Annotated in this window: 11 protein-coding genes; 1 reads left to right on the forward strand and 10 read right to left on the reverse strand. The window is 66.9% G+C overall.

Annotation, left to right across the window (positions count from 1 at the left end):
* Positions 1-96: 96 nt before the first annotated feature.
* From smc to JOF57_RS15390, 3 genes are read right to left on the reverse strand one after another with little or no spacing between them, the layout of a single operon-like run.
* The gene (gene smc, locus JOF57_RS15380; RefSeq protein ID WP_209917822.1) at positions 97-3,684 is read right to left on the reverse strand and encodes a chromosome segregation protein SMC; all 3,588 of its coding nucleotides are present in this window, start codon (positions 3,682-3,684) and stop codon (positions 97-99) included.
* A gap of 26 nt (positions 3,685-3,710) precedes the next feature.
* On the reverse strand, positions 3,711-4,019 hold the full coding sequence (locus JOF57_RS15385) for an acylphosphatase (protein WP_209917824.1): 309 nt from the start codon (positions 4,017-4,019) through the stop codon (positions 3,711-3,713).
* Positions 4,016-4,423 (reverse strand): OsmC family protein, encoded by a 408-nt coding sequence (locus JOF57_RS15390; protein WP_209917826.1) that lies wholly within the window; start codon positions 4,421-4,423, stop codon positions 4,016-4,018. The genes JOF57_RS15385 and JOF57_RS15390 overlap by 4 nt, the downstream gene beginning before the upstream one ends.
* Positions 4,424-4,560: 137 nt before the next feature.
* Between JOF57_RS15390 and JOF57_RS15395 the strand changes: the two genes are divergently transcribed.
* Positions 4,561-5,361 carry an Rv0361 family membrane protein gene (locus JOF57_RS15395; protein ID WP_209917827.1) on the forward strand — a complete coding sequence of 267 codons (801 nt, stop codon included), beginning with the start codon at positions 4,561-4,563 and terminating at the stop codon, positions 5,359-5,361.
* Positions 5,362-5,383: 22 nt separating this feature from the next.
* Here the strand turns inward: JOF57_RS15395 and mutM are convergent, their stop codons facing one another.
* The 7 genes from mutM to JOF57_RS15430 form a co-directional block, all read right to left on the reverse strand.
* Complete coding sequence (gene mutM, locus JOF57_RS15400; RefSeq protein WP_209917829.1) at positions 5,384-6,250, reverse strand: bifunctional DNA-formamidopyrimidine glycosylase/DNA-(apurinic or apyrimidinic site) lyase; 867 nt, start codon at positions 6,248-6,250, stop codon at positions 5,384-5,386.
* Between the two features lie 6 nt (positions 6,251-6,256).
* Positions 6,257-6,949, reverse strand: coding sequence for a ribonuclease III (gene rnc, locus JOF57_RS15405; protein ID WP_209917831.1), 693 nt, complete (start codon positions 6,947-6,949; stop codon positions 6,257-6,259).
* Positions 6,946-7,563, reverse strand: coding sequence for a YceD family protein (locus JOF57_RS15410; protein ID WP_209917834.1), 618 nt, complete (start codon positions 7,561-7,563; stop codon positions 6,946-6,948). The genes rnc and JOF57_RS15410 overlap by 4 nt, the downstream gene beginning before the upstream one ends.
* Positions 7,564-7,627: 64 nt before the next feature.
* Positions 7,628-8,365, reverse strand: coding sequence for a cell division protein SepIVA (gene sepIVA / locus JOF57_RS15415; protein WP_209917836.1), 738 nt, complete (start codon positions 8,363-8,365; stop codon positions 7,628-7,630).
* Positions 8,366-8,526: 161 nt separating this feature from the next.
* A complete protein-coding gene (gene coaD, locus JOF57_RS15420; RefSeq protein ID WP_209917838.1) occupies positions 8,527-9,003 on the reverse strand; it encodes a pantetheine-phosphate adenylyltransferase in 477 nt (158 codons plus the stop codon).
* Between the two features lie 40 nt (positions 9,004-9,043).
* Positions 9,044-9,598 carry a 16S rRNA (guanine(966)-N(2))-methyltransferase RsmD gene (gene rsmD, locus JOF57_RS15425; RefSeq protein ID WP_209923388.1) on the reverse strand — a complete coding sequence of 185 codons (555 nt, stop codon included), beginning with the start codon at positions 9,596-9,598 and terminating at the stop codon, positions 9,044-9,046.
* On the reverse strand, positions 9,595-13,017 hold the full coding sequence (locus JOF57_RS15430) for a pyruvate carboxylase (protein ID WP_209917840.1): 3,423 nt from the start codon (positions 13,015-13,017) through the stop codon (positions 9,595-9,597). The genes rsmD and JOF57_RS15430 overlap by 4 nt, the downstream gene beginning before the upstream one ends.
* Between the last annotated feature and the right edge of the window lie 8 nt (positions 13,018-13,025).

Below are 13,025 nucleotides of genomic sequence, written 5' to 3' on the forward strand. Positions count from 1 at the left end.
CGGTGACGCCTGGGTCCACGGGGGAATCCCGGCGTCACCCGCACGCTCAGCACAGCTTCGTCGAACGGTGATCGCAGACGCACGGACACCCGGGGTTCAGCCCGGGCTGGCGGCCAGTTCCTGACCCCGCATCCGCTGCGAGATCACGGTGGTGATGCCGTCACCGCGCATGGTCACACCGTAGAGCGCGTCGGCGACCTCCATGGTGGCCTTCTGGTGGGTGATCACAATCAGCTGGGACTTCTCCCGCAGCTGCTCGAACAGGCTGATCAGCCGGCGCAGGTTCACATCGTCGAGCGCGGCTTCGACCTCGTCCATGACGTAGAACGGAGACGGGCGGGCCCGGAAGATCGCCACCAGCATGGCCACCGCGGTCAACGACTTCTCGCCGCCCGACAGCAGCGACAGTCGCTTGATCTTCTTGCCCGGAGGCCTGGCCTCGACTTCGATTCCCGTGGTGAGCATGTCGGCAGGGTTGGTGAGCAGAAGGCGTCCCTCGCCACCGGGGAACAGGGTGGAGAACACCTGCTCGAACTCGCGTTCCACGTCGACATAGGCCTCGGTGAACACCTGCAGAATGCGGGTATCGACATCGGCGATCACGTCGAGCAGATCGGTTCGCGCAGCCTTGACGTCCTCAAGTTGTGTCGACAGGAAGTTGTAGCGTTCTTCCAACGCCGCAAACTCTTCCAGGGCAAGCGGATTCACCCGGCCCAACTCCGATAACTCGCGTTCGGCCTTCTTGGCCCGGCGTTCCTGCGTCGGCCTGTCGAACGGCATCGGCGCCGGCGCCATGACCTGCTCACCCCGCTCACGCGCCTGCTCGTACTCCGCCATCTCCAAGTCGCTGGGCGGCAACGCAACCTGCGGGCCGTACTCGGCGACCAGGTCGGCCGCGGGCATCCCGAACTGCTCGAGCACCTGCGCCTCGAGCTGCTCGATACGAAGTGACGCTTGGGCTTTGGCCATCTCGTCGCGGTGCAGCGAATCGGTGAGCGCGGTGATCCTGGCGTTGAGTTGGGTGACGACCTCGCGCACCTGGGCCAGTGCGGTGGCACGTAGTTGGCGCTCGGTGGCCAGCTCATCACGCATCCTCGAGGCCACCGACACCACCGCGCTCAACCGTTGGGCCACAACCCGTCCCGACTCAGACACCGCTGCGGCCACCTGGGCCGCGTGCGCACGAGCCTCGCGTGCCCGTTGCGCGCGCGCCCGGGCCTCACGCTCTGCGGCGGCGGCCCGACGCAGTGAATCTGCCCGTCCGCGCACGGCATTCGCACGTTCCTCGGCGGTACGCACCGACAGTCGGGCCTCCACCTCGACAGAGCGCGCCGCCTCGGCGGCAGCTGTCGAGGTCTGCCGGTCCACCGGCTCGGCCTCGAACATCGGCAGCTGTTCGGCGTTGTGCAGCCGTGATTCGAGTTCGGTGAGTTCCTCGACGGTCTGGGTGCGTCCGGCCTCGAGTTCGTCGCGTTGGCGGATCAACCGGTGCCACTCGTCACCGGCACCGCGGGCGTCCTGCCCCAGCCGGCCCAATTGCTCGTAGATCGCCGAGATCGCGGCGTCGGATTCGTTGAGCGCGGCCATCGCCTCTTCGGCCGATTCCCGACGGGCAGCCTGCTCGGTCAACGCACCCGACAATGCCGCCGCCAACTCACCGGTCTGCCGCTCGGTGGCCTCCAGTTCGTGGCGGGCCTTGTCGATCTCGGAACTGATCTCCAGTGTGGACGGCTTGCGGTCGGATCCGCCGCTGATCCAGCCGGCGCCGACGAGATCACCGTCGGCGGTCACCGCACGCAGGTCCGGGCGCGCCGAGACCAGCTGTACCCCGGCAGGCAGATCGGTCACCACCGCCACCCCGGCCAGCATCGCGGTGATGGCCCCCCGCAGGCGATCCGGGACCGTGACCACGTCGTTGGCCCAGATCGCACCGTCGGGAAGCGCGCCAGACGGGGCCGAGCCGTTGGCCTTCCAGTCCCCCAACAGCAGGGCCGCCCGCCCACCGTCGGATTGTTTGAGCGCGGCGACGGCGGCAGCGGCCACTCCGAAATCCTCGGCGGCCAGCGCGTCGGCGGCGGCACCCAGAACCGTCGCCACGGCGACCTCGTGCCCCGGCTGGACCTTCAGGTACTCCCCGATGGTGCCGAAAAGGCCTGTGCCACTGTGGTTTTTCTGCAACCAGGCGGCACCGTCACGCCGGTCCAGGCTGACCGAGAGAGCCTCGATCCGAGCCTGCAGCGAGGCGACCTGCCGTTCGGCGGCACGCTCAGCCGACTGCAGTTCGGACACCCGTTCGTCGGCCACCCGCAGGGCCGCCACCGAGCGGTCGTGCTGCTCATCCAAGCCCAATTCACCGGCATCCAGTTCGCCGACCCGGCTCTGCACGGTCTCGAATTCGGCCTGTGTCAGTTGGGCTTTGGCGGCTGCTTCCTCGATGTTGACCGACATCCGCATGACCCCGTCGTCGATCGATTCGACCCGGGTACGCATCGTGTCGACCTGCCCGGCCAGGCGGGCCAGCCCTTCACGACGGTCGGCCTCGGCGCGGGCCGCGGCCAGGTGCGCCCGTTCGGCTTCGGCGGCGAGTTGCTCACGCTCGGCCAGTTCAGCACGGGCGCTCTCCAGAACGATGCGCGACTCTTCGAGCTCTCCGAGCAGCTCCATCTCCAGCTCGGCGACCTCGTCGGCCTCGGCCTCCAACGCCTCGGGATCCTGCCCGGAGGAAACCTCCGCTTCCGACTCGAACAGCTGCGCCCGGTCGGTCGCGATCCGCACCGTGGCGCTCACCCGTTCGGCCAGCGCCGAGGCCCGGAACCAGGTCTGTTGGGCCGCCTCGGCGCGACGGGTCAGTTCGGCCACCGCGGCCTCGTGCGCCTGAAGTTCGACGGTCGAGGTCTCCAGCCGGACAGTCGCCTCGTCGTGCTCGCGACGCAGCATGGTCTCGGCCTGATCGGTGTTGTGGAACTCGACCTGTCTTCTGACCAGGTCGTCGGCGGCCAGGCGCAGCCGCGCGTCACGCAGATCGGCCTGAATCGTCGCCGCGCGCCGCGCCATCTCGGCCTGGCGCCCCAGCGGTTTGAGCTGTCTCCGAAGCTCAGTAGTGAGGTCCGTCAATCGGGCCAGGTTCGCCGCCATCGAGTCGAGCTTGCGGACCGCCTTTTCCTTGCGCTTGCGATGCTTGAGAACCCCGGCGGCCTCCTCGATGAAGGCGCGGCGATCCTCCGGACGCGACTCCAGGATCTCGGCGAGCTTGCCCTGACCGACGATGACGTGCATCTCGCGGCCGATGCCGGAGTCACTGAGCAACTCCTGAACATCCATCAATCGGCAACTGCTGCCGTTGATCTCGTATTCGCCTGCGCCGTCACGGAACACGCGACGGGTGATCGACACCTCGGAGTACTCGATCGGCAGCGCGTTGTCCGAGTTGTCGATGGTCAGCGTCACCTCGGCGCGGCCCAGGGGCGCCCGTGAGGACGTGCCGGCGAAGATGACGTCCTCCATCTTGCCGCCGCGCAGGGTTTTGGCGCCCTGCTCTCCCATCACCCAGGTCAGGGCGTCGACCACGTTCGACTTGCCCGATCCGTTGGGACCGACGACGCAGGTGATCCCGGGCTCGAAGCGAAGAGTCGTCGGCGAGGCGAAGGACTTGAAGCCCTTCAGCGTCAGACTCTTGAGGTGCACGGCGACTTACCCTACCGCCGACCCGGCTACCGTTCGTGAAACCCCGCCATCGTGGCGTCGGCATTCGCCCAATCTGCAACGACGTTGTCCACCGAGCCCGGGGCCTGGTCGCTCAGGAGCAGCTCAAGCAATCGCTGACATTTCGCGCGTGGCCCCTGGGCCACCACATGCACCCGGCCGTCGGGACGATTCGAAGCAAACCCGCTCAGACCGAGCTCCAGGGCGCGCGATCGGGTCCACCACCGGAACCCCACGCCTTGCACACGACCGTGCACCCAGGCGCTCAGCCGCACCTCTGCGTCGGGGTCACCGGCGGGGAGCTCCGGTCCGGTCATCGAGTGGCGACCTCGAACTTCACCTCGGTGCCGGCCTTGAGGGTCCGGCCCACCGTGCAGACCTGGTCAATCGCGCGCTCGACGACGGTCAGCAACCGCGCCACCTCGGCCTCCGAAAGACCTGACACGTCGATTTCGAGTTTCTCCTCCAGCAGCGGGTAGCGCTCCTGCTCCCGGTCCGCCGGTCCCGATACCCGGATCGTCGCCGGATAGTCGTCCCCCAGACGCCGTCGCAACGGCTGATCGCTGGACATTCCGCTGCACGCGGCGAGCGCGATCTTCATCAGCTCACCGGGGGTGAACACGCCCTCGACGTCCTCACTGCCCACGAGTACCTCTGCACCGCGCGAGCTGCGTCCGACATACCTGCGGACACCGGTGCGGTCAACCCAAAGTTCGGTCATGCGGTATTTCTACACGTCGCGACACGCAGGTATTCCAGCGGTAATCGCCCGCGGATCGGTCAACGGCCCCCGTTGCAGGCGGCGGCGACCCGGGCAGCGACGATAGACTCGGCACACCGACTTCGCCGAGGAGCACCGTGACCTATCCGCCGAGCAATCAGCCCACCCCGCCTTCGGGGGCGCCCGGCCCGTGGCAGCCGTACCAGCAGCAGGGCGGACCTGAGGGATATCCGAACACTGCCGGAAACCCTGAGCAGCCGTACGGCTCCCCCTACGGTGCACCTCAGCAGCCGCAACAGCCGTACGGCGCACCGTATGGAGCCCCCCAGCAGCCCCAGTCTCCGTACGGTGCTCCCTACGGAGCACCCCAGCCCTACGGTGCGCCCCAGCAGTACGGCGCGCCCTACGGAGGCCAGCCGCCCTACGGTGCGCCGCAGCAGCCGTACGGATACCCCACCCCCCAGCCGCCCGGTGGCGGCAACCGCAAGTGGTGGGCGATCGGCGGCGCTGTGCTGGCCGCGCTGGTCCTGGTCGGCGGCGTCGCGATCTTCGCGTTGAAGGGCGATTCAGGTTCGAACGGGGACCGTAACACCGCGGGCTCGTCGCAGTCCTCCGGCTCCAGCGACGCCGAGCAAGAGGTGCGGGATTTCCTCGATGAGGTGATGGCGAGTTCCAGCGACCTCAGCGAAGCCCTGCCCTACTTCTGCCAGGCCGACCAGGACCTGTTCGAAAAGATCGGCGGTCTGGATGCGATCGATATTCCGAAGACCACCGATTCCAGCGGATCGGCGGAGATCTCCAAGATCACCGTGACCGGCAACAAGGCCGTCGTCGACATCTCGAGCAGCGCGGGTCCCGGCAAGTTGTACCTGCGTAAGGAAAGCGGATCGTGGAAGATCTGCATGTCCGACACTCCGGGCATGCCCAGCATTCCTTGATCGGCCTCGGGTACGGCTCGTGTCAGCCCCGGGGACGGGGCTGACATCTCGGGCAGTAGAACGATGACCGATTCATGAACTTGTCGCGGCGCATCACCGCGCCGCACCGCCGGCACGGCTCCCCTTCGCGGCCGTAGGCATCCAAAGACCGTTCGAAGTAACCGGATTCGCCGTTGACGTTCACATACAGCGAGTCGAACGATGTGCCGCCCTGGCTCAGCGCATCGGTCATCACCGTGGCGGCGGCGTCGAGCACCTCGCCCAATCGGCGGCGCGGCAGCAGCGCGGCGGTCCTGGCACCGTTGATCTTGGTCCGCCACAGCGCCTCATCGGCGTAGATGTTGCCGATACCGGACACCACGGTCTGGTCGAGCAGCTGGCGTTTGATCTCGGAGTGTTTGCGCCGCAGCACCTCAACCACACGGTCGCGATCGAAGCGGGGGTCGAGCGGATCACGTGCCACATGCGCGACCGGTTGGGGCACGGCGGTACCGTCCACCGTCACCAATTCGGCCAGCTGCCAGCCGCCGAACGTACGTTGGTCGACGAAACTCAGGGCCGTGCCGTCATCGAGCACGGCGGCGATCCGCAGATGCCGGTCGTCACGGATCGGCCCCAGCAGCATCTGGCCGCTCATACCCAGATGCACCACCAACGCTTCGGTCTCGTCCTGGCCGCCATCGTCGGCCAGCGTCAACCAGAGGTACTTGCCGCGACGTCCGGTTCCGGTGATCCGGGCCCCCAACAGGCGGGCACTCAGGTCAGCGGGACCGGCCTCGTGACGGCGCACGGCACGCAGATGATGCACACGTACCGCCGAAATCGATTTGCCCGCAATATGTTCCTGCAAACCGCGACGGACTACCTCTACCTCGGGTAATTCGGGCATCGGGGCTCACGCATCGTCGAGTGCGGTCCAGGCCGCGGCCGCAGCCTTGAGCTCGGCCTCTTTCTTGTTGCGCCCCACGCCGCTGCCGTACTCGACATCGGCTACCACCACGGTCGCGGAGAATTCCTTGTCGTGATCAGGGCCGGTGGAGGTCACCACATAGCTGGGTGCACCGAGCCCGCGTGAGGCGGTCAGCTCCTGCAGGCTGCTCTTCCAGTCCAGCCCGGCGCCGAGCGTCGGCGCGGTGTCCAGCAGCTCACCGAACAACCGCAGGATGACCTCACGCGAGGTGGTCAGGCCGTGCTCCAGATAGATTGCGCCGAGCAGGGATTCGACACCGTCGGCGAGAATGCTGGACTTGTCGGCGCCACCGGAATTCTCTTCGCCCTTACCGAGAAACAGATGGCTGCCGAGACCGCCCTCGGTGAGCCCACGGCCGACATCGGCCAGCGCCTGGGTGTTGACGATGCTGGCGCGTAGCTTCGCCAGATCGCCCTCGGAGCGTTCGGGGTGGCGGTGGTAGAGCTCCTCGGTGATCGTCAACCCCAGCACGGCGTCGCCGAGGAACTCCAAGCGCTCGTTGGTGGGCAGGCCACCGTTTTCGTAGGAGTAGCTGCGATGCGTCAACGCGATGGTGAGCAGACCGGCCGGAAGGTCGATGCCGAGCGCCTCCAGGAGCGCCGCGTGCGAATCGGTCACTCGGCGCCCCCGGGCTGTTCGTCCTCGGGCAGCAGCGCAGCCAGCTTGGCCCAGCGGGGATCGATCTTGTCGTGGTGATGCCCCGGCTCTGCGGTGGCCAGCGCGACCCCGCAGTCGGGGCACAAGCCCGGGCAGTCCGGACGGCACAACGGGGAGAACGGCAACGCCAACCCGACGGCGTCGATGACCGGCTGTTCCAGGTCGACGGTGTCGGCGTGGCCACAGGCACCTACCCGGCCCATCTCGTCGGCCTCGGTGGTCTCGTCGGTGGTGCTGTCCGGGTACGCGTACAGCTCGGTGAGGTCGATCTCGACGTCGCCGGCGAGCGCGGTCAGGCAGCGCGAGCATTCACCGACAGTGGGAGCCGAAACGGTCCCGCTGACCAGCACGCCCTCCGACACCGCCTGCAGCTGCAGATCGAGCTCGAGTGGCGCACCTTTCTCGATGGCGACCAGCTCGGCCCCGATCCGCACCGGACTGGGCACCGTCTCCTGGTGGGCCAGGAACGAACCCGGCCGTCGGCCCAGCCGAGAGACGTCAATCACCAGCGGCGATCGGGAATCACTGCGCCTTTCAGACCCTCTCCGCCCAGCTGATCTCGCATGCGTTGACATGCATCGATCCTACGGCGACGTCCGAACTCACCACGACGCAGTGCACCGACCGTCACCCATGTCGTCAGCGGGTCGCGTAGTCGTGCGTCCCCGCGGTCGTGCGCAACTGGTGACGTCCACGGCCGACAGAGCGCAGCGTGCCGTTGAGGAAGTCCTCGAACTCGGCCAGCTTGCTGTCGACATAGATGTCGCACTCGCCGCGCAACCGGTCGGCTTCGGCGTGCGCCGCGTCGATGAGGCGGGTGGCCTCGGCGGTCGCCGTCGAGACGATCTCGGTCTGCGACACCAGACGCTGCTGCTCCTTGATGCCCTCCTGCACGGCCTTCTCGTAGGTGAGGTTGCCGTTCTCGGTCAGGCGATCGGCCTCGGCCTTGGCCCGGCCCGTGCTCGCGTCGTATTCCCGCTTGGCCGCGGCCGCTAGGCGCGCCGCCTCTTCGCGCGACTCCCCGACCATGCGTTCGCTGTGTTGACGGGCCTCGGCAACCATCCGGTCTGCCTGCGCCTTCGCGTCGGCCAGCAGTCGGTCGGCCTCGCTCCTGGCGTGATTGAGCATGCCGTCGGCATCGGCGTTCGACTTGCCCATCACCGACTCGCAGTGTTCCTTGGCTTCGCGCAACAGCGAATCACGCGCATCCAGCACGTCCTGCGCGTCGTCGAGCTCACCGGGGATCGCGTCCTTGATGTCGTCGATCAACTCGAGCACATCACCGCGGGGCACCACGCAGCCGGCGGTCATCGGCACACCACGCGCTTCTTCAACGATCGCGCCGAGCTCGTCGAGCGCTTCAAAAACTCGGTACACGGCAAAACCCTCCAGGTCGTCGTTGTCAGTGACCAGTGTGCCTGGTGTTACGCCTGTGACTTGGGAGCGCAATCGGTGTGTCGCTCGTGTTTGCCGCCCGACCTGAGCTTATGTCCGAGATTTCGACAAAAACTCGTACCCAAGCTCAGTTTCGGCGCGGATCAGCGGTTCAGCTTCTCCCTTAGCCTGCGATTGACCGGCGCGGGAAGTAGCGCCGAGACGTCACCGCCCAGGGAGGCAACCTCCTTGGCCAACGACGAGGACACGAACGAGTACTGCGGTGTGGTGGCGACGAAGAACGTGTCGACACCGGCCACATGCTTGTTCATCTGCGCCATCTGCAGCTCGTACTCGAAGTCGGTGCCGGTGCGCAGGCCCTTGACGATCGCGGTCAGGCCGCGCGTCTGGACGAAATCGACGACCAGGCCCTGCCCGGCCTCGACCCGCAGATTCGGTAGGTGTGTGGTCGACTCGACGATCATCGCTATGCGCTCGTCGAGGTCGAACATCCCCTTCTTGTTGGGATTCACCAGAATCGCCACCACGACCTCATCGAACTGCGCCGCCGCACGCTCGAAGATGTCGATATGACCAAGGGTGACCGGGTCGAAGGAGCCGGGACATACCGCGCCACTCATGGGTGACGACGGTACAGGCCCGGCCGACCCATCCGACCCGCTAGCCCACTTCGGCGAGTTCGACGCGGGTGTCACCGTAGCGCCGGGCGCTCAACACATCCCAACCGTCCGGCCAGCTCACCGGTTGACTCGACGACCGCCGCTCCACCAGAACGAGAGTGCCCGCGGACACCCAGCCGGCAGCCGCCAACACCGTCAACATCGCATCGACCTCGGCGTCACCGAGGTCGTACGGCGGGTCGGCGAACACCAGATCGACCGGACGCGTCGCACCCCCGGCCAACACCGAGTCCACATTGCCCCGGCGTACCGCGGCGTTGCGGACGCCCAGCGCGGTGATGTTCTCGGCGATGACGGCGGCGGCCCGCGCATCCGACTCGACGAAAGTGGCCGAGGTGGCACCTCGCGAAAGTGCCTCCAGGCCAAGCGCTCCCGAACCGGCGTACAGATCGAGCACCGACGACCCGGTGAAATCCAGCCGCGCCGTCAAGGCGTTGAACACCGCCTCCCTGACCCGGTCGGAGGTGGGGCGGGTACCGCTGCGGGGGACCGCGATCCGGCGGCCACCGAGTGCCCCTGCGACGATGCGGGTCAGCTCGATCCCCCGGTCGCTTCGCTCTTGCCCGCCGAACCGGTCACCACCACCAGCAGGTCACCACCCTCGACCTGCGCCGTGGCTGCCACGGCTACACGTTCGACGGTGCCTGCCCTGGGGGCCGTGATGGCTGCTTCCATCTTCATCGCCTCGATGGTGGCGATCGTCGCGCCGGCTGCCACGGTGTCGCCGGCCGCCACGCCGACGGTGACCACACCGGCGAACGGTGCCGCGACATGATCCGGGTTGTTGCGGTCGGCCTTCTCTGCGGCCGGGACCTCACTGGCGATACTGCGGTCGCGCACGGTGATCGGACGCAGCTGACCGTTGAGGATGCACATCACCGTGCGCATCCCACGCTCATCGGCGTCGGAGATCGCCTCCAAACCGATCAACAACTGCACGCCACGCTCGAGCTCGACACGATGCTCCTCGCCGTAGCGCAGCCCGTAGAAGAACTGATTGGCACTCAGGCCGGAGGTATCGCCGTAGATCTCGCGGTGCGCCTCGAACTCCTTGGTCGGCGCGGGGAACAGCAACCGGTTCAACGCCGCCTGACGCTTGGGGCCGGGAGCAGACAACAGCGCCTCATCCTCGACGGAAAGCTCCTGCATCGGCTTGGCCGGACCACGACCCTCAAGAGCCTTGGTGCGCAACGGCTCCGGCCATCCGCCCGGCGGGTCACCGAGTTCGCCCCGCAGGAACCCGATCACGCTGTCCGGAATGTCATAGCGCGCCGGATCTGCGGCGAACTCCTGTGCGCTGGCCCCGGTACCCACCAGAGACAACGCCAGGTCCCCGACCACCTTGCTCGACGGGGTCACCTTCACCAACCGGCCCAGCACCCGGTCGGACGCGGCGTACGCCGTTTCGATCTCCTCGAACCGATCCCCCAGCCCCAGCGCGATGGCCTGCTGCCGCAGGTTGCTCAGCTGCCCACCGGGAATCTCGTGCGTGTAGACACGACCCGTGGGTGCCGGCAACCCGGACTCGAACGGCGCGTACACCTTGCGCAGCGCCTCCCAGTAGGGCTCCAGATCGCAGACCGCACCCAGCGACAACCCGGTGTCGAACGACGTGTGCGCGGCCGCGGCCACGATCGAGGACAACGCCGGCTGACTCGTCGTGCCCGCCAACGGCGCGGCCGCGCCGTCCACCGCACTGGCTCCGGCCTGCCAGGCCGCCAGATACGTCGCCAACTGCCCACCCGGAGTGTCATGGGTGTGCACATGCACCGGCAGATCGAAGCGCGACCGCAGGGCACTCACCAACAGATGCGCAGAATGCGGACGCAACAACCCCGCCATGTCCTTGATCGCCAGCACATGCGCACCGGCATCGACGATCTGTTCGGCCAGCTTCAGGTAGTAATCCAGCGTGTACAGGTTCTCGCTGGGGTTACTGAGGTCTCCGGTGTAGGACATCGCCACCTCGGCGATCGCCGTACCGGTCTCACGCACCGCATCGATCGCCGGACGCATCGACTCGACATTGTTGAGCGCATCGAAGATCCGGAAGATATCGATTCCCGTGCGGGTCGCCTCGTCCACGAAGGCCGACGTCACCAACTCCGGATACGGCGTGTACCCCACCGTGTTCCGGCCCCGCAACAACATCTGCAGACAGATATTGGGCACCGCTTCCCGCAGGGCGGCCAGCCGCTCCCACGGATCCTCCTTCAAAAACCGAAGCGCCACATCGTAAGTCGCCCCACCCCAACACTCGATGGACAACAGCTGCGGCATCGTCCGGGCCACATAGGGCGCCACCTTGAGCAGGCCGGTGGACCGCAACCGGGTGGCCAGCAACGACTGATGCGCATCACGGAACGTCGTGTCGGTGACCCCGAGGGCCTTGCTGTCCCGCATCCACCGCGCGAAGCCTTCGGGTCCCAACTCGACCAGGCGTTGCTTGGAGCCCGGCGCCGGCACCGACGACAGATCCAGCGCAGGCAACTTATCCTGCGGATACACCCCCGTCGGCCGTTCCCCGTTCGGCTTGTTCACGGTGACGTCGGCCAGGTAATTCAAGATCTTGGTACCGCGATCGGCAGGCGTATGGGCGGTCAGAAGCTGCGGACGGTCATCGATGAACGAGGTGGTGACCCGTCCGGCACGGAAATCCGGATCATCGATCACGGCCTGCAGGAACGGGATGTTCGTCGACACCCCGCGGATGCGGAACTCCGCCAGCGCACGCCGGGCGCGCGAGACGGCGGTGGGAAAATCACGTCCCCGACACGTCAGCTTGACCAGCATCGAGTCGAAATGTGCGGAGATCTCCGCACCCAGGTTGGATCCGCCGTCCAAGCGGATACCCGCACCTCCGGGCGACCGGTAGGCAGTGATCCGGCCGGTGTCGGGGCGGAAACCGTTGGCCGGATCCTCGGTCGTGATCCGGCACTGCATCGCCGCGCCGCGGATGACCAACGACTCCTGACTCAAACCCAGATCGTCCAGGCTCTCCCCGGCGGCGATCCGCAACTGTGAGCCCACCAGGTCCACATCGGTGATCTCCTCGGTCACCGTGTGCTCCACCTGGATCCGCGGATTGCACTCGATGAACACGTGATGCCCGCGCTCGTCGAGCAGGAACTCGATGGTGCCCGCACAGCTGTAACCGATCTGGCTGGCCAGGGCCACGGCATCCGCGCAAATCTGTTCACGCAGAGCAGGATCCAGGTTCGGCGCCGGCGCGAGCTCGATCACCTTCTGGTGCCGTCGCTGCACACTGCAATCCCGCTCGAACAGGTGCATCACGTTGCCCTGCGTATCGGCAAGGATCTGCACCTCGATATGGCGCGGGTTGATGACGGCCTGCTCCAGATACACCTCGGGATCGCCGAATGCCGACTCCGCCTCACGCGAAGCCGCCTCCACCGCCTCGGGTAGCGACTCGGGGTCCGTCACGCGGCGCATTCCGCGCCCGCCGCCGCCGGAGACCGCCTTCACGAACAACGGGAACGTCATATCCCTTGCCGCAGCGACCAATTCGTCGACCGACGACGACGGCGCCGAGGAGGCCAGGACCGGCAGGCCCGCCGCCTTCGCGGCTGCGATCGCCCGCGCCTTGTTGCCGGTCAATTCCAGAACGTGCGCCGAGGGCCCGACGAAAGTGATGCCCGCCTCCGCGCAGGCGGCCGCCAGTTCCGGATTCTCCGACAAGAACCCGTAGCCGGGATACACCGCGTCCGCGCCGGAATGTTGGGCGACCCTGATGATCTCGTCCACAGAAAGGTACGCCCGTACCGGATGGCCGATCTCGCCGATCTGATACGACTCATCGGCCTTCAGGCGATGTAGCGAATTGCGATCCTCATACGGGTACACCGCCACCGTCGCGATGCCCATCTCATAAGCGGCACGGAACGCACGGATAGCGATCTCGCCACGATTGGCGACTAACAGCTTGGAAATCACGGGTAGAC

The sequence above is a fragment of the Mycolicibacterium lutetiense genome (genome assembly GCF_017876775.1).
GTDB classification, from domain to species: Bacteria; Actinomycetota; Actinomycetes; order Mycobacteriales; family Mycobacteriaceae; genus Mycobacterium; species Mycobacterium lutetiense.